Below are 17734 nucleotides of genomic sequence, written 5' to 3'. Positions count from 1 at the left end.
AAATCCATCCTTTTTTGCAAGAAATCTTGGTTATTTATGATATTTCCTATACAGGCGCATCGATAGAATTAGTGATGAAAGATTCCTACTGATTAAAACTATAAAAGGATGGTGTCAGAGAATTGTTTACAAAGTTTCAGTATCAGTCACCTGCTAACGGTTATCCTGAATGGAATAACAATCCGGAGATCTTCAAGCTGAACCGGATGGAGGCACGCGCGTCCTTTACTCCCTACGACACCTTTGAAGAAGCGGTAAAGAACGATTCCGGAGCGTGCTCACGGATACTCCCCCTGAACGGCTCCTGGAAGTTTTACTGGGCTGAGAATCCACAGCAGCGGCCGGCTGATTTCTATAAGCAAGCGTATGATGTATCCGGCTGGGATGATATTGCTGTCCCTTCCCACTGGCAACTAAAAGGCTATGACTATCCCCAGTATACGAATGTCCGGTATCCGTGGAGTGAGCGTGAGGAAATCAGACCGCCGTTCGCACCAACCATCTATAATCCGGTGGGCTCTTATGTACGGGTGTTTTCCCTTCCGGAGTCATGGACAGGGAATCCGGTATATCTTCATTTCCGTGGAGTGGAATCTGCGTTCTATATATGGCTGAATGGAGAACTGGTCGGCTACAGCGAGGATAGCTTCACCCCGGCTGAATTTGATTTGACCTCTTATCTGCAACACGGCGAGAATAAGCTAGCAGTTGAAGTCTATCGGTGGTGCGATGCCAGTTGGTTGGAGGATCAGGATTTCTGGCGGCTGTCGGGAATTTTCCGTGAGGTACTGCTGATTTCGCCGCCACCGGAGCATATTTATGACTTTCGTGTCCGCACGGAGCTGGATGCGGAATATGAGGATGCTGAGCTTGAGGTCTGCGTGAAGCTTCTTCGGTATACCGGATGTGCAGATCGAGAGCTTCAGGTGGAAGGAGTGCTGCTGGATACCTCTGGCCAGCAGGTAACCGTCGCACACTTTAATGCTGCCACCCGCATGGATAGCGGATCGTTTGGCACGGTGGTGTTGAAGACGCCCGTCTCATGTCCGCGAAAGTGGAGCGCCGAGCATCCGGAGCTGTACACGCTGGTCTTAACCCTTAGTGATCAGGAAGGAAGAGTCCTTCAGGCGGTCAGCTGTAAGGTCGGCTTCCGTAGATTCGAAATCAAGGACAAGCTGATGCTTCTTAACGGCAAGCGTATTGTTTTCAAAGGTACTAACCGTCATGAGTTCTCTTGCCATACGGGACGTTCTGTCAGCCTGGATGAAATGATCAGGGATGTGCAACTGATGAAGGCCTACAACATTAATGCTGTCCGGACCTCCCACTATCCGAATCATCCGGTATGGTACGAGCTTTGTGATGAATACGGCTTGTATGTCATTGATGAGAATAATCTGGAGAGCCACGGCACGTGGCGCTTCTATCCGGAGGAAGATATTGTTCCTGCGGGTAAGCCGGAATGGCGAGAGAACGTAGTAGACCGTGCCCGCTCAATGCTGGAGCGGGATAAAAATCATCCCTGCATCCTAATGTGGTCCCTGGGTAATGAAGCAGCCTGTGGAGAGAATTTCCGACATATGTACAGGTATCTGAAGGAGAATGATCCTACCCGTCTTATACAGTACGAGGGTGTTTTCCTGAACCGGTTGTTCGAAGATGTATCGGATGTGGAGAGCCAGATGTACACTTTCCCGGCTGATGTGGAAAGATATGCACTGAAGCAGCCTAAGAAGCCGTTCATCTTGTGTGAGTACAGTCATGCGATGGGCAACTCCAACGGCAACCTGTTTAAATATACCGAGTTGTTCGACAAGTATCCGGTACTTCAGGGCGGTTTTATCTGGGATTGGATCGATCAGGCAATCCTTACTCGAACAAGCGAGGGTACATCATATCTGGGCTACGGCGGCGATTTTGGAGAGACTCCCCACGATGGCAACGGTTGCGGAAACGGTCTGCTGTTCGCAGACAGGCAAATCTCACCGAAGCTGGAAGAGGTCAAAGCTTGCTACCAGAATGTGGACTTCACAGGGTGGAATCCATTGACCGGGGAAGTAATGGTGAGGAATAAGTTCCTTTTTACCCGGCTGGATGAGTTCAAGTGGGTATGGCAGCTTATTTATAATGGACGACCTTACGGGGCTGCCCTCCAAGATAGCTTTGCTGTGGAGCCGCTGACGGAAAATGAAGTTGTCCTCCGTATGCCGGAGCTGCCGCAGGGGGATGAGGGGGAACTGCTGCTGGAGGTCAGCCTACAACTTAAGGAGGATAAGTCTTGGGCCCGAGCAGGGCATGAAGTGGCATGGACACAGTTGCCTGTACGGATACGGGCGGGAGGTACCGCACAGGCTTACGTCCCTGAGACGATCAGGCCGGAGCTGATTGAAAGCACCGGTCAGTGGCTGCTAAAAGGCAACCAGTTCGAAGCAGCCTTTGATACAGAGACCGGAATGCTGATCTCCTACCGGTTTGAAGGTACTGAGCTACTGCGGCAGGGGCCGGAGCCGGTATTCTGGAGGGCTATGACAGATAATGACCGGGGCAGCGGTCTGCCGATCCAGGCCGGAATCTGGCGCGAGGCTGCAAAGCAGCGGACACTCCGCCGGCTGAGCAAACGCCTGCTGGCCGGCGCATGGGAGATTACCGCTGAATTCAGGCTGGATACAGGAGCTGAATCTAGCTGCACTGTGAGCTATATTGTATCAGGTGATGGTTCCATTACCTTAGAAGAAACGCTGATTCCGGGAACCAGCTTGCCTGAGCTGCCTGTTGTGGGCATGACTCTTCTGATGGATTCTGAATATGATCAGCTGGAGTGGTATGGCCGCGGTCCGCATGAATGCCATTGGGATCGCGAACGCAGCGCCCGGCTGGGAGTCTACAACAGCCAGGCTGAAGAGCAGTTTATGCCATATCTGAAGCCGCAGGAATGCGGTAATAAAACTGGGGTACGCTGGCTTAAGGTCCATAATGGCGTAGGCAGAGGCTTGCTATTTACTGCAGGCAGCGAACTGGAAACCAGTGTATTGCCTTATACTGCGGAAGAGCTGGAAGAAGCCAGCCATGCCTATAAGCTTCTGCCGTCTGATAAGACAGTGGTACGTATTCTGCATAAGCAGATGGGCGTGGGCGGGGATGAAAGCTGGTCGGCCAAGACGCATCCGGAATTCACATTATTCGCGAACCGGATCTATTCCTACCGCTTTACGATGAGCGGTATCCGCTGAAAGCCGGCTCGAAATAATATACAAACAGCAGAGGAAAGGTTCATTAAATAGTTCTGCTTATCAATGAGTTTGTCCAAGAGGTTTCGTTTGACGTTTATTAAGCCAGCACTTTCTTCCCAAGATCCCTTGACCGGTCTGGGAAGAAGGTGCTATGTTTTGCTTCAGGACTGTATACAATAATGTGGTACAGCTACTGTTATAGAGAATAAGGGGTTCCAATATGAAAAAATCCCGGTTGTTTAGAAAAAGTATCCAAAGTAAATTTTTTATTGCTTTTCTACTCGTCATGATTATTCCCACTACAGCACTAAGTATGAGTGCCTATTTCTTGTCGGTCAAAATTTTAAAGGAAAAGGTTGGTGATTCGTTTCAGGAAAATCTGCTGTATATTGGAAATTCGACAAGCAAAGAGCTGGCAGGTATTGAGAAAATCACCGAGCTGATCTACATCAATGAGACTGTCCGGAGTGCAATGACTAACGATAATAATAACGCTCTTGAGTTTTACATGAATCTGAAGAGAGTCGATCAGGTTCTAAACAATATTTCTTTCTACTCTAACTATTACTCCTATATCACTTCACTCTTTATATTTGGGGAAAATGGCAGCCAGTATACTTACGGAAATGATGCTTATACCATTAATCCCGAGAAGCTTAAGACATCAGCATGGTATAAACAAATGTATGAGTTAAACGGTAAAGTGCTGTGGCTTGGAGTACATGACAATGATAATATTTACCGAAAAAACCAGGTATTTTCGATCGCCAGAGTCATCAATGATACGGATCACAACAATATTGGGGCGATATATTTAAACCTGAGTCCGAAGGTATTCACAGATATATTAAGCAAAGCATCGTTAAAAGTCCAAAGTCAGATTTACGTTGTGGACCAGCAGGGCAGAATCGTGTTTCCTGAACAGCAGACAACCACCACTATACAGGCAGCAGGAATTATTCTTCCGGATAATCTCGATAAATCCGGGATTGAGATCAAGAAGGATGGACAAACTCTTCTCACTTCTTCTTATGAGATCAGGGAATACGGCTGGAAAATTATTCAGATTGTGCCTTTAGAGGCGCTAACCAAAGATAATAAAGTCATCATCAAAGTAACAGTCCTCGTGTTTCTAATTTCGTTCTTCTTGTCAGGGATTCTGTGGTATCTTGTTTCAAGAAGTATTGTACGCCCCATCAAACAACTGATCTCCACAATGAAAGACGTAAGGGGTTCAAATCTAGAGGTGAAGGCCAATGTGATGAGTACGGATGAAATTGGTCTTTTAACTGTAACTTATAACTATATGATCCAGCGGATTAACGGATTGTTTAACCAGGTCATGGAGGAAGAAAAACAAAAAAGGAACGCCGAAATCAAAGCACTTCAGGGACAGATCAATCCTCATTTTCTCTATAACACGCTGAATACGATCCGCTGGATGGCCATCATCCAGAAAGCGGATGGCATTAAAGAGGTCGTCGATGCGCTTGGCCGATTATTGCGCAATACATTTAGACAACCTACCGCAATGATTACGTTAGAAGAAGAGATAAATATGCTCAAAGACTATGTATTCATTCAGCAAACGAGGTATAGGGACAAATTTCAGGTGTATTATGAGGTTGCGGATGAGCTGAATGCTGTGGAATGTGTCAAGTTTATCCTGCAGCCGATTGTTGAAAATTCGATATTCCATGGGATTGAACCGAAGGAAGGGCCTGGCGTGATAAGAATTAAGGCAAGTGCTGAGGATTCCATGCTCAAAGTAACGGTAGAGGATAATGGGGTGGGTATGTCTGATGAACAAATTTCCGAGATTCTAAAAGTGCACCGGCCAGACGATGACAGCGGCAAAGGAATCGGTGTGCAAAATGTAAATGAGCGGATTCAAATGATCTGCGGGGAGAAGTTTGGTTTGCAGATTGACAGCAGAATCTCAAGCTATACGAAGGTTCATATCATACTCCCTTTACATTTCAAACATGACACAGACGACTCTTCAGAATAGGTGAGATGAAAGATGATAAAGGTTCTTATAGTTGATGATGAAGCATTGGTACGGATTGGCATCAAAACGATTATCCCGTGGGAAGAGCTGGGGCTGGAACTCATTGGAGAAGCGGAAAACGGCAAGAAGGCACTAGAGATAGCCAGGGAGCATATCCCTGATATTATTCTCACAGATATCAAAATGCCTATAATGACAGGAATCGAATTACTTAAAATATTGAAGCAGGAAAATCATCCGGCCAAGTTTGTTATTCTAAGTGCCCATGATGATCTGAAATTTGTAAAAGAGGCTATGAAAAATGGAGCTGAAGAATATATTCTAAAGCTTGAGCTTGAAGCCGAACAAATCATTCGGATATTACAGGACCTAAAAGAGATGATCTTAACTGCATCAAGCGATAATGTGTATGTTGCTGCTACAATGCCTGCCAGTCACGTGCCCCTGCACAAAGAAAAGCTCTTCAAGGATATGCTCTTGGGAGTGGTAAAGACAAGAGACGAAATCTGTAGTCAGTTAAAAGTGAACAGGCTAACCTTTCCCGAGCAGCAGCTGTTTTGTCTTATCGCGCAAGTGGATGATGTATCAATATACCAGAAATACGGCGAATCCCCGCATCTGCTCGATTATTCAGTACTGAACATTTTGGAGGAGGTATTAACCAGTTACGCCTATGGTCATGTAGTCAGCCTTCAGGTAGGTCAGTTCATTGCTGTGTTATCACTTCGAGATCAGGTGGAAGAGAGAGCTTTCGATGGCCTGGAAGAACTGACAGGAAATATCCGGACAACCTTGCGCAAATATTTAAGTACTTCGGTCAGTATCGGGATGAGTGAGATTCATAACGGTTATGAGTATATTCAGCAGGCTTACAGGGAAGCTAAGGAAGCTATCCGCTTTGCATTTGTTTATCCGCGTGGGACAAATATTTATTACCGTGATATCTGTTTGATTTCTTCTCAGGAAACGAATGACTTGTCCGCTGAAATGAAGAGCATCGAAAAGGCGTTTGCTGACGGGGAAATTGGTGATATTAAGCAGGCATTGGAACTGTTAACTGCGGAGGTCGGCAGAAATAACAGACTGACGAAAGAGATTCTGATGGGGATCAGTTTCACAATCTTTTATCTATTCCAGAGTTTTGTGGAGAATTATCAGTTGACTGAAAAGGAAATACTTACCAGAGAAATGTACGATAATATAAGCAAAATAAGTATGAAGGTTGATTTTATCGACTGGATCAATCAATTAATGACTCGGATGACCTCGCAATTGATCGAGAACAATGAGAGCATGAGAGTCTATCTGACCAAGCAATTTATCAATAAGAACTACAAAGATGAACTGTCACTGGAAAAAGTAGCAGAATATTTGCAGCTGTCCTCTTCCTATTTGAGCAATTTATTCAAAAAAGAAACAGGGCAGAACTTTATCGACTATGTTACGGAGGTCAGAATCGGGCAAGCCAAATTTCTGCTCAAAACAACGGATTGGAAGATTGCCGAAATAGCAAGAGAAGTCGGTTACGGGGATGAATACTATTTCAGTAAAGTGTTCAAAAAAAATGTAGGCGAGTCCCCCCTAAAATATAGATAAACCATGAAATGTACTTACGGGATGCTGCTGATCTCAAAAAAGTACATTTTTTCTTTAAATCAGACCATTTCGGATGAACCGCTCTAAAATAATTTGAAAGATAATATAAAAAGAAAAAAGATATTGCATGGGAAAAGCAATCTTAGAATTCTATACTTGAGACATGAAACAGACAAATGATAACTAATATTGTAGGGGGTTAGAAGGATGAGGATTACAAAAAAAGCAATTTTAACATCACTGCTGCTTGGGTTAGCTGGAACTTCCCTGGCAGGCTGCGGCGGAACGAATAATTTAACTGACAATTCGGCAGCGTCAACCAATTCAGGTGAAGAACCGGTAACCATTAAATGGTATGTGACATCCGGAAACGGAAATCTGCCGTCGACCCAGCAGCTTCTGGCTGATTACAAAGCTGAATCGGGTGTGAACGTTGAGCTGCAAATCATTCCCGGTGACGGGGATGCAATCTACAAAAAAATCGATGTGGATCTCTCAGCCGGAGGTGATGTGGACCTGATCACGATGCAAAATGCGATTGTACTCTCGAAGTATGCCAACAATGATTGGCTTCTACCGCTAAATGATATCTATAAAGAAGCAAGCTACGATTACGAGACGGAGTTCGGCAAGAACCTGAGCAAATTTAACGGCGATACAATTTATACACTTCCAGACAGCCTAGTGTCCTGGGTAGTATTCTACAATAAAAAAATATTCGATGACGCGAACGTTCCGTATCCGTCAGGCGAATGGACCTGGGATCAATATATAGAGACGGCAAAGAAATTAACCGACCCAAGCAAGGGGATTTACGGATCATCCATGCCGGATTATGACATTATTCTGTATCTCTTGGCGCAACAACGGGGTGTAAACGCTTATAAGGCGGATGGAACATCTAATTATGATGATCCAGCATTCAAAGAATCTCTGCAATGGTACGGAGATTTTGGGAATAAGCTAAAAATTCAACCGAGCTGGCTGGAAATTAAATCAAAAAAAATTCCCTATGACGCTTTTATGACCGGCAAATACGGAATGCAGCTTATTGGTTCCTGGTATACTTTTGCACCGCAGGATTTGAAAACCTATCCGCGCGACTGGAAGATCGGAATTACGCAGATTCCGGTAGATCCGCAGGGCAAGAATAGTATCAGCACCTCCGGGGGAGTCGCGATAAATAAGGCATCGAAGCATCCGAAGGAAGCAGCTGATTTTATTAAATGGTTTGCAGAAAACAATTATAAGTATAGCGGTGGAATGACTGCACAGGTGAACCTGAACGAAGAGGAGTCGGACAAACTGTTTACCGATATGGCCGCTAAGTTCCCGACTTTGGACGGCATTACTGCCGAGGAGCTGAAATCTGCTCTAGTCACGCCTAACCTTGGGGTTGTACCGGAAAAAATCACAGGCTCTATTCCAACGGATTACGGAAATATCATTTTGCAAGAAGGCGAGTTGTATCTGGTGGGGCAAAAGTCGCTGGATGATACTATCATGTCTATCAAGACCCGCGCAGATGAAGCAATACAAAAACAAAGTACAGTAAAGTAAACTGACAATTTGTCTTTGCAAGTAAACAAAAGGTCACTTATGAAGATAAGTGGCCTTTGATCTAGGGAGTGAGAAGCATGTCCATACTACAGCAAATTAAAACTGGCTTAAGCTCGGCTAAATCAAATAAAAGAAGACGCCTAAGCTTGGAGAAACAGGAAGCCAGAGCAGCTTTGCTCTTTGTTCTGCCTTTCTTTATAGGGTTTATCATTTTTGGATTAGCCCCGTTTTTCTACGCGCTTTATATCAGTTTTATGGATTTTAATTCGTTTAAATCGCTGGATTCACTGGAATGGACCGGATTGTCCAATTATAAGGCGATTCTTCATGATTCAGTAGCTGTATCTTCGTATTTTAAAAGCTTTTATTACACAATTTTATATGTGCCTTTACTGACAATAGCCGGATTTCTGGCGGCGGTTTTGTTGAACAAGTCCTTTTACTGGAAAACATTTTCCCGGTCATTGTTTCTAATGCCTTATGTAGCAAATATTGTAGCTATTTCTATCGTGTTTACGATGCTATTTGATCCTTTTGGCGGTTTGGTTAATACCTTACTTACAAATCTTGGGGTAGATCAACCTCCATTATGGTTTGCTGGAACCAAAACGGCTATTTTGACTACTGCGCTCGTCGCTGTATGGGCTAACTTTCCTTTTCAAATGATAGTTTACTTGGCTGCACTTCAAGGTGTTCCGCGCGATTTATATGAAGCTGCCGATATTGATGGGGCAACCAAATGGCAACAACTAAGCAGGATTACGCTCCCATTGGTTTCGCCCACCACGTTCTTCTTGGTTATCACGGCGACAATCGGTTCTTTTCAGAACTTTACGATCTTTAACGCGCTGACTAGAGGGGGACCGGGCATTGCTTCCCGGGTTGCTTCGCTAAATATGTACGAGGAGGCATTTTCCCTTAATCATTACAGCTATTCGGCAGCGCAAGCCATCGTCTTGTTTGTGATCATCCTGCTGATTTCGGCAATTCAATGGGGAGGCCAGAAAAAATGGGTGCATTATTAATGAGAAAAAACCTGTCGAAAGTTTTGTACTCAATCCTCATTATATTCATAGCGCTGACGATGATTTCTCCATTTGTGTTCATGCTTTCGGCTTCACTAAAGACAACTGCCGATGCCTTTGATGACCCGTTGGCCCATATCATTCCAAAAACGATTTATTGGGAGAACTATAAGACCTTATTCTCATCGCCTGATTATTTTATCTGGATTGGAAATTCATTTAAGGTAGTCGTAATTACGATCCTGTTGCGTGGATTCATTGTTACGATGGCTGCTTATGCTTTTGCCAGACTGAATTTTAAAGGCAAAGGACTACTATTGTTCTTCTCAATGTCCACACTGGCGATCCCGTCAGATACGACTGTTGTTGCCCGGTATTTACTGTATAAATATCTGCATTTGTTGGATACTCACTGGGCAATTATTATTCCGGCAATCTTTGATGTATTCTTTTTATTTCTCTTAAGGCAGTTCTTTGTTGGGATTCCAAAAGAGATTACAGAAGCGGCTATCATAGATGGATGCTCACATTATCGTGTGTACTTCCGGATTATTCTTCCGTTGGCAGTTCCAGCCCTGATGACAATGGTTATTTTCTCATTCGTTTACATCTGGAATGATTTTGCCAGTCCGTTTATATTCATCTCAAGCCAGGCTAAACAATTGGTGACAGTGGGACTCCAATATTTCACATCGATCGCGGGAGCGAATTATTCACTCCAGATGGCAGGCGCTTCTATCGTAGTTCTCTTGCCTGTTATCCTGTTCACGTTTGCCCAAAAGTATTTTGTAGAGGGAATCGCTTCTAGCGGTGTCAAAGGTTAAAATCCTTCGGATTGTTATGCGAATATTCTTTATTTGTACGCTTTCACCTGTCTTACTGAACAACCATTTTATAATTGGAGGTTATCATGTCACAGATTCATGGAATTCAAGCAATCTTGGCAGGCGATTATCCAGATCCGTCTATTGTCAGAGTCGGACTGCACTACTATATGACCCATTCTTCATTTCATTACACACCAGGGTTGCTCCTCTGGCATTCATTGAACTTGATTGAATGGGAGCCAATCGGGCATGCGATTTCCGCGTATGTGGGCGGTTCAATTATGGCGCCTGATTTAATTTATTATGAAGGACTGTATTATATTTATTTCCCGGCGGGACAAACGAATTGGGTTGTAACAGCGGAGAATCCCGCTGGACCTTGGAGCAAACCAATAGACCTAAAGGTTGGATATATTGATCCTGGACATGCTGTAGATTTGGAGGGGAATCGGTTCCTGTTCTTATCTGACGGGTATCGGATTCCGTTGTCCAAAGACGGTCTGTCTACAACAGGAGAATTAACTAAGGTATACGAGGGCTGGCGCTATCCGAAAGAGTGGCTGACAGAGGGCTTTTATCTGGAGTCTCCCAAGCTGACATTTAAGGATGGCTATTATTATATGACCAGCGCTCAAGGAGGAACTGCCGGACCTGCGACCAGCCATATGATTGTTTCCGCCCGCTCCAGATCGCTGGAAGGGCCTTGGGAGAATTCACCGCACAATCCGATTGTGCATACAAAGCACCGTAAGGAACGATGGTGGTCCAAAGGACACGGGACACTGGTGGACACGCCTGAAGGTAATTGGTTCGTGGTGTATCATGCCTATGAAAAAGACTACTATACCTTGGGCCGTCAAACCCTGATTGAGCCGATTGAATGGACAGCTGACGGCTGGTTCACCACAACTGCCACTGAAGATGGAGTTTCTCGCGCTCCAGAAGTTGCTATGCACGCAGGGTCTGCGGAAAGAGTATTGGTGCATGCAGATGAGGAACAATTGGGGTTTCATTGGCATTTCTTCGGAGGAGAACGCATTGGGAATTACACGATCCAAGAGAATGGGTTTGTGCTAAAAGCAGTATCTGTTGAACGTTCAGAGCCACTGCTATGCATTCCGGTGCATCATGCGTATACAGCCGAGGTTTCGGTAACAGTGGAAGGCGATGCACAAGGGACACTCGGCTTATTCTATAAACCGGGCTTTCACTATGGAATCGGTTTTGACGGCAAGGAGGCTTTTGCCTTCCGCAATCATATTACGAGTGAAAGGACAGCAGTGTCCGGGGGGGATGTAACACTCCGGATCGTCAATGATAAGCATCAGGTAAGCTTATACTTCCGTGATTCGGAAGAACAGTGGAGCAAACTGGATCATGGCTTTGAAATGTCCGGCTACCATCATAATGTACTTGGAGATTTTCTAAGTCTTCGTATTGCGCTGAATGCAACTGGTGAAGGAAAAGTATATTTCAACAGGTTTATCTACCGTGAAGGGTTCAGGCTATGAATGGAGAGGATGAGAGCTAATGAGCCTAAAAGGAAAATTAACTATTAATACAAAAAAATTAGGAGCTGCTATGGGCGACCTGTTTGGTATATTTTTTGAGGATTTGAACCATGCGGCAGACGGCGGACTCTATGCTGAACTTGTACAGAACCGTTCATTCGATTTTGATCCCATCGATCACCCCGATTATCATGCATTGATGGCATGGGAGAAGGTAGAACGCGTAGGCGGGGAGTGCGAGGTTCGCATTGAAAGTGAGTCGCTTCTGAACAGAAAAAGAAATTACGCGGTAATCGATATTCGTATAGCAGGCGATGGCGTTGGTCTGATGAATTAAGGCTTTAATACCGGCATTCCGGTTAGTGAAGGAGAAAGCTATATATTCTCTTTATATGCTCGCAGGGACAGCATCTTCGATATACCTGTAAACATTACCCTAGAGGGACTCGATGGAAGTGTACACGCAGAAACAGCCATCGTTGTCGCATCGAATGAATGGACCAAATACGAGGCGCGGTTGACTTCCTCCACCTCTGATTACAGTGGAAGGTTGGTTCTTACTACGAAAGGATCGGGTGTACTCTGTCTGGACATGGTTTCTTTGTTCCCTTCACAAACTTACCGTAATCGGCCTAATGGTCTTCGTGAGGATATCGCGATACTTCTTGCCGATCTGAAGCCTAAGTTCATGCGGTTTCCGGGCGGTTGTCTCATTCACGACGGTTCGCTGAATCCGGATGACCGTGATTCGATGTACCGGTGGAAGAAGACCATCGGTGATGTTACAGAGCGGCCTGCCCGGAGAAACAATTGGCAGTACAATCAGACACTAGATCTCGGATATTACGAATATTTTCTGTTCTGTGAAGATATCGGCGCCAAGCCAATTCCTGTCCTGCCGGCGGGTTACGATCCGCACCATAAGTGGAGCGCACCTTTTAACGAACTGCAGCCTTGGATTGACGACGCACTAGACCTGATCGAATTTGCGAATGGCGAAGCTTCGACTCCATGGGGGGCATTGCGGGTACAACTTGGTCATCCAGAGCCATTCAACATGGAGTATATTGGCATCGGGAACGAGGAAGTGGGTGAACCGTTCTTTGAAAGGTATGCTTATTTCACCGGGCAATTAAGGGGAAATATCCGAATATCCAAATTATTAATTCCAGTGGTCCGTTCGCATCCGGAGAAGAATATGAGCGCGGTTGGAGATCCGCCCGCGAGAACGGCTCCGACTTTGTAGACGAACATTACTACCAATCGCCGGAATGGATGCTGGCCCATCATCGCCGTTACGATTCCTTTAATTCAGAAGATCCCAAAGTATTCATCGGAGAATATGCCTCCTGGGGCAATACGTATTATAACGCACTCGCAGAAGCCGCGTATATGACCGGTTTTGAACGCAATGCCCAAGTGGTTGGACTTGCCTGTTACGCACCGCTACTCTGTAATGCCGATTACGTGAACTGGAAGCCGGATTTGATCTGGTTTAATAATCATACTGTGTTCGGCACGGCCAACTATTACGTCCAGAAGCTCTTTATGCATCATCAAGGGGATTATGTGCTTTAATCACATCGGCTTTCAGCCAACTGGAGGCATTGACTGTTTCCAATCTGGAAATTTCTTTACCAAAACGTGTGATTCTACGTAAGCGGCCTATAGACAAACTTCAAGGATAGAACGAACTATTATGTTAAGTTAGAAGTACAAGAAATCTTGCTTTATTACGATGGATTTGAGGAGGAATGATTCCTACAATGAAAATGTAAACGCTTTATATCGTTTGAAAATATGACGAGGGAGGAATACCATGAAAAATATAAGATTGAATCCTAAAAAAATCATTTCAGCGAGCTTGGTTATCGTGTTGCTTGTAACGTTTATGCCAATCCCCCAGGCAGGAGCACAAAAAGCTAACTCGACTGTGCAGGACACAATCATTGCACTGCTTACAAGTTATGTGCCTAATATTATCGAAACGAAAACACTCTCAGGTTCAGTAACCTTCACTCATCCTGGAACTGGTTTATCAAAAGCTATGTTGGACAATGTGCAGAGTCATGTAAGAGCAGGTGATGAGCCATGGGCAAGCGCTTTTGTTCAGTTCAGCAGTTACGGGAAATCTCTGACCACCCCCAATCCATTAAGATGTGTCATTGGTGATACAGAGCCTTATGATATTCCAAGCGGCGGTAACCCGTCAGCGGGATTAAATATTCTTAAAAACATGGCGCAAGATGCAGATACTTCATTTGCACAGTTTATTATGTGGTATGTAACAGGGAACGAAACCTATCGGCAAAATTCAATCGGCATCATCAGACGCTGGATGCAAGCTTCATCCATCGGCTCCATCTATGATGAACAGATCCGGGTGTCCTTAGCGGTTTTTAAATTCTCTATGACAGCTGATCTATTACGTTCTTCATCCAGCACTAACGCAGAATATAACTGGACAGCAGCCGATACAACGACATTTACCAATTACTTAAATTTAATGAAAAGCAAGTACGACCGATTCTGGCATTTTATGAATCAGCATAGTATGAACACGATGGCAATGATAGGATCGGCTATATTTAGAAATGATGCATCGGATTATGCCCTCGCTGTTCAGCGTACTACAACTAATCCGGAGGATGGCAGCAGTTATGACTTTGCAGATGTAAACAACCCTCATAATCGAGATGGATCTATTATTAGTCAGATAAGATCCGTAACAACTGATGTTTCAACAGGGGCAACGGTACCGGCGAATCTTCAATTAGTAGAAATGGCACGGGATCAGGCCCATGCGTATGATGATATTGGGGGGCTTTCGGACACTGCGATTACTTCATATATTCAAGGCACTAAGGTGGATCCTGTCTTGGGTACAATCTCAACTGCAGCAAACAGTGTAAATATTTTTAATTTTCTTAATGACAGACTTCTTTACGGTGCCAATTATTTAACTAAATACAATTTAGGATATGATGTCACCTATATTCCAACCTATGGGAACCAAACGGCGACAGGGCAAATTTTCAGTGCTCCATCTACAGCAGATCGGGGAGCATTCCATAATGTTTTCGGTGTTCTTTATAGCTATTATAAGTATATCGATAAAAGAACAGATATGGAAACTAACGAAAGTACCAAATACTTGACAGAAGCATTTAACTTAATTTATCCGGAAGGCGCAAGCCAGGATTATATCGGAGATAGTGTATTATTATATACCTTGTCACCAATAACACGCCTTCAATCCTACAACAATCCAACCCGTTATTTAAGACATTCCGGTTTTCGGGCTGTAATCGACCCGAATGTTACACCAGCTGTAGATGCTCAATTTAGAATTGTTACGGGGTTAGCGGATTCAAAAGGCTTTTCCTTTGAGTCTGTCAACTATCCGGGGCGTTACCTCAATGTAAGATCGAATGGGGAAGTGTGGATAGATGTGAATGACAGCACCACTGCTTTTAAAAATAATGCCACCTTCCGCAGGGTACCAGGATTGGCGGATTCTACCAACTATTCATACCAAATGTGGACTGATTCTACACGTTATCTGCGTCATTCCGGATTTCAAATGTATGCTGCGAGTGGAACAGGAACAATATTTAATAGTGATGCCACTTTCGTTGAAGTTGCGCCTTGAAACATCTTAGTCCATTCACTAACTATATAGAACTGCTAGCGCACTCGAGGTAAAGGAGACGAAGGAGATTGTAATGATGTATTCGTGCTTTATTAGGATAAAGTCCGGCGGTCAGGAAATGATCGACGAAGCAACAGCAACATACCAGGAACGCAGGCATCCAAATAAAAGGCTAACTCACAAGCCCCACCTTCCTGTATTTCATGAAGGTGGGATTAATGCGTTGTAACCGGATATTTTCATAGTTGGAATAGATGATATCTGTTATTCTAATGATAGAATTCTGTCGTGAAAATGTTGGAATTATTATGAAAATCAATATGCAAACGTTATCATATTTTACCTGTATTAAAGGAAGTGAGGCAAGTATGCGATTGTTAATTGCTGATGATGACGATTATACAAGAGAAGGTCTCAGTGAATCCTTCGACTGGCATAGATACGGAATCAACGAGATATTGCTGGCTGAAGATGGAGAAGTGGCACTTCGTCTGGCAGCATCCAAAAAACCGGAGATCGTTCTCACCGATATTCGTATGCCCAAGCTGAACGGAATAGAATTTGCCGAGCAATTAGCGGAGAAATCTCCGGACAGTCAGCTCCTTTTTATGAGTGGCTATATGGATGTGGAGTATCTGCGAAGCGCTATAAAACTGTCTGCAGTTGATTATATTGAAAAACCAATCAAGATGGCAGATGTGGAACTAGCGGTTGAAAAAACAATCCGGTCACTGCGGCATAAACAAGAGCAGCACGTTGTAGTTAACCAGAAGAACGAGCTGTTGCGCCAGAATCTTGCAAGATCGCTGCGGGATGAATTCGCCAATCCAGCCGCCGTAATGAAAATGTGTGTGGAAATTGGTTTTCCAATCAATCGGCGATATTTGGGAATGATTGTGTGGAACCGACTGGAGGGGAGTGTGGAGAGGGCCAACCTAGAGAATGTTTTATCCTTCTGGTTAGAGAACGGGGTAAAGGTAATCGGGGAGCAACTGGATCCTGGACAGTGCTTTATTATCCTTGCCTATGATCGGCAAGACCATAAGCGAATTTCATTTTTAAATAATTTATTTATTAAACGGCATAACTCCTATAACGTTGCCATAGGGAAGTGGGCAGGTATACTTTTAGAGTTACCCGCAAGCTTCCGTACAGCTCAGCGTGCCGTAGCAAGATCATTCTATTATCCGGATGTTCGCTGTTTTTATAATCAGGAAGAGATCGAAATCTTCAATGAGTCTTTGTCACATGTTCTGCCCGAGTTTTATAAGATTTGTGCCAATACTCCGCAGAAACTCCCGGATTGGATTCGTAACTCTTGTGCAGCATTTAAAGAGAAGGAATTTCCTCCAAAGGAACGAGTGGCTGCCCTTTTTGAGACTGTGATTCAAGATACGGTCGGAAGTGATCCCAAGCTGCTCTATACTTTAGAAAGTGAATACGGTATCGAGGATGTTTATCAATACTTGCATGATTGTCGTACAATTGGCAGGCTGGAACAGCTTATGCTAGACGTCTGCGCGGTATGGCTCGATGCAACGCTAAAGGTAAACCAGTATTCAAAACTTGTGCAAGATATAATCTACTATATTGCTGCGAATTACCGGAATGTCGATCTGGACCTGCGGATGATTGCCAATCACATGCACTTATCGACTGCGCATCTGGGGCTTTTGTTCAAACAGGAAACCGGCACGACGATAAAGCAGTATATCAACGATTACCGAATGGAACTAGCCAAGCAACTGGTAACCAGCGGCCATTTAAAGATGAACACGATTGCAGAGCTTTGCGGATATGCAAGCGCCAGCTACTTTACCAAAGTATTTAAGGCTTCTACTGACTTTTCACCGATAGAGTACAGGAAGAAGAATTAAACGGTGAAAATAATTGCTGATATTAACGGCCACTCTCACCAAAAAGTTTTCACATCTGGAAGAGCTGTCCTCCATGACTATTATCAATAAAGATATGGACATCATTCTGTCCGGAAAGCCAGACAAAATGAAGATATCGGAACAAATGGCCGTGTTTAACAGCATGGTCCCTTACACGCACTCTGCTGCAAAAGGGGTGAACAACATCAGAAACCGTATATCCAGCAGGTGGTATACGTGCTGAAAGATTATAACAAGTTGATTTCAATAAAGGAGAAGATCTAGTAACAGTCAGAGGTGAGGTGCATCTATGTGAGATTTACATGGAAAATCAGGCATTGATCGTTCTCTTGATGAGATTCAGAGACAACTTGATCAGTTCCCAGTAGGTAAATCCAAATTCCAATAATCAGAGAATACTATAGACTGCCTCTTTAGTGGGCGG

At 44.3% G+C, this 17734-nt stretch carries 12 protein-coding genes and 1 pseudogene; all 13 read left to right on the top strand.

Features of this window, described 5'->3' with window-relative positions:
- Window positions 1-122 precede the first annotated feature (122 nt).
- On the top strand, window positions 123-3230 hold the full coding sequence (locus MKY12_RS22685) for a glycoside hydrolase family 2 TIM barrel-domain containing protein (protein ID WP_339310975.1): 3108 nt from the start codon (window positions 123-125) through the stop codon (window positions 3228-3230).
- A gap of 220 nt (window positions 3231-3450) precedes the next feature.
- Window positions 3451-5241 carry a sensor histidine kinase gene (locus MKY12_RS22680; protein ID WP_339310973.1) on the top strand — a complete coding sequence of 597 codons (1791 nt, stop codon included), beginning with the start codon at window positions 3451-3453 and terminating at the stop codon, window positions 5239-5241.
- Window positions 5242-5253: 12 nt separating this feature from the next.
- Entirely contained in the window at window positions 5254-6837 is a 1584-nt protein-coding gene (locus MKY12_RS22675) for a response regulator (RefSeq protein WP_339310972.1), read from the top strand.
- A gap of 207 nt (window positions 6838-7044) precedes the next feature.
- Window positions 7045-8397, top strand: coding sequence for a sugar ABC transporter substrate-binding protein (locus MKY12_RS22670; RefSeq protein WP_339310970.1), 1353 nt, complete (start codon window positions 7045-7047; stop codon window positions 8395-8397).
- Window positions 8398-8474: 77 nt separating this feature from the next.
- On the top strand, window positions 8475-9422 hold the full coding sequence (locus MKY12_RS22665; protein ID WP_339310969.1) for a sugar ABC transporter permease: 948 nt from the start codon (window positions 8475-8477) through the stop codon (window positions 9420-9422).
- Window positions 9407-10246 (top strand): carbohydrate ABC transporter permease, encoded by an 840-nt coding sequence (locus MKY12_RS22660; protein WP_339310968.1) that lies wholly within the window; start codon window positions 9407-9409, stop codon window positions 10244-10246. The genes MKY12_RS22665 and MKY12_RS22660 overlap by 16 nt, the downstream gene beginning before the upstream one ends.
- An 86-nt stretch (window positions 10247-10332) precedes the next feature.
- Window positions 10333-11760, top strand: a complete 1428-nt coding sequence (locus tag MKY12_RS22655) for a family 43 glycosylhydrolase (protein WP_339310967.1) — start codon at window positions 10333-10335, stop codon at window positions 11758-11760.
- A 19-nt stretch (window positions 11761-11779) separates the two neighbouring features.
- Complete coding sequence (locus MKY12_RS22650; RefSeq protein ID WP_339310966.1) at window positions 11780-12097, top strand: hypothetical protein; 318 nt, start codon at window positions 11780-11782, stop codon at window positions 12095-12097.
- 15 nt (window positions 12098-12112) lie between these two features.
- Window positions 12113-12265 (top strand): annotated as a pseudogene (locus tag MKY12_RS22645) (hypothetical protein); the annotation flags it as partial.
- Window positions 12266-12352: 87 nt separating this feature from the next.
- A complete protein-coding gene (locus MKY12_RS22640; protein ID WP_339310965.1) occupies window positions 12353-13006 on the top strand; it encodes a hypothetical protein in 654 nt (217 codons plus the stop codon).
- A 29-nt stretch (window positions 13007-13035) separates the two neighbouring features.
- Complete coding sequence (locus MKY12_RS22635; protein WP_339310964.1) at window positions 13036-13338, top strand: alpha-L-arabinofuranosidase C-terminal domain-containing protein; 303 nt, start codon at window positions 13036-13038, stop codon at window positions 13336-13338.
- 241 nt (window positions 13339-13579) lie between these two features.
- Window positions 13580-15412, top strand: a complete 1833-nt coding sequence (locus tag MKY12_RS22630) for an AbfB domain-containing protein (protein WP_339310963.1) — start codon at window positions 13580-13582, stop codon at window positions 15410-15412.
- Window positions 15413-15720: 308 nt separating this feature from the next.
- Window positions 15721-17289: a response regulator gene (locus MKY12_RS22625; RefSeq protein ID WP_339310962.1), complete on the top strand. Its 1569-nt coding sequence runs from the start codon at window positions 15721-15723 to the stop codon at window positions 17287-17289.
- The last annotated feature ends 445 nt before the right edge of the window (window positions 17290-17734 follow it).

This window comes from Paenibacillus sp. FSL M7-0896, assembly GCF_037975415.1.
In the GTDB taxonomy this organism is placed as follows: domain Bacteria; phylum Bacillota; class Bacilli; order Paenibacillales; family Paenibacillaceae; genus Paenibacillus_AQ; species Paenibacillus_AQ silagei.
Note: the sequence above shows the minus strand (reverse complement) of the source record. Positions and strands in the feature narration are given on the sequence as shown.

Bases quoted from the DNA above. Each gene is read 5' to 3' on its own strand.
- MKY12_RS22680 (WP_339310973.1), top strand. From the start codon at position 3,451: ATGAAAAAATCCCGGTTGTTTAGAAAAAGTATCCAAAGTAAATTTTTT.
- MKY12_RS22675 (WP_339310972.1), top strand. From the start codon at position 5,254: ATGATAAAGGTTCTTATAGTTGATGATGAAGCATTGGTACGGATTGGC.
- MKY12_RS22670 (WP_339310970.1), top strand. From the start codon at position 7,045: ATGAGGATTACAAAAAAAGCAATTTTAACATCACTGCTGCTTGGGTTA.
- MKY12_RS22665 (WP_339310969.1), top strand. From the start codon at position 8,475: ATGTCCATACTACAGCAAATTAAAACTGGCTTAAGCTCGGCTAAATCA.
- MKY12_RS22660 (WP_339310968.1), top strand. From the start codon at position 9,407: ATGGGTGCATTATTAATGAGAAAAAACCTGTCGAAAGTTTTGTACTCA.
- MKY12_RS22655 (WP_339310967.1), top strand. From the start codon at position 10,333: ATGTCACAGATTCATGGAATTCAAGCAATCTTGGCAGGCGATTATCCA.
- MKY12_RS22650 (WP_339310966.1), top strand. From the start codon at position 11,780: ATGAGCCTAAAAGGAAAATTAACTATTAATACAAAAAAATTAGGAGCT.
- MKY12_RS22640 (WP_339310965.1), top strand. From the start codon at position 12,353: ATGGTTTCTTTGTTCCCTTCACAAACTTACCGTAATCGGCCTAATGGT.
- MKY12_RS22635 (WP_339310964.1), top strand. From the start codon at position 13,036: ATGCTGGCCCATCATCGCCGTTACGATTCCTTTAATTCAGAAGATCCC.
- MKY12_RS22630 (WP_339310963.1), top strand. From the start codon at position 13,580: ATGAAAAATATAAGATTGAATCCTAAAAAAATCATTTCAGCGAGCTTG.
- MKY12_RS22625 (WP_339310962.1), top strand. From the start codon at position 15,721: ATGAAAATCAATATGCAAACGTTATCATATTTTACCTGTATTAAAGGA.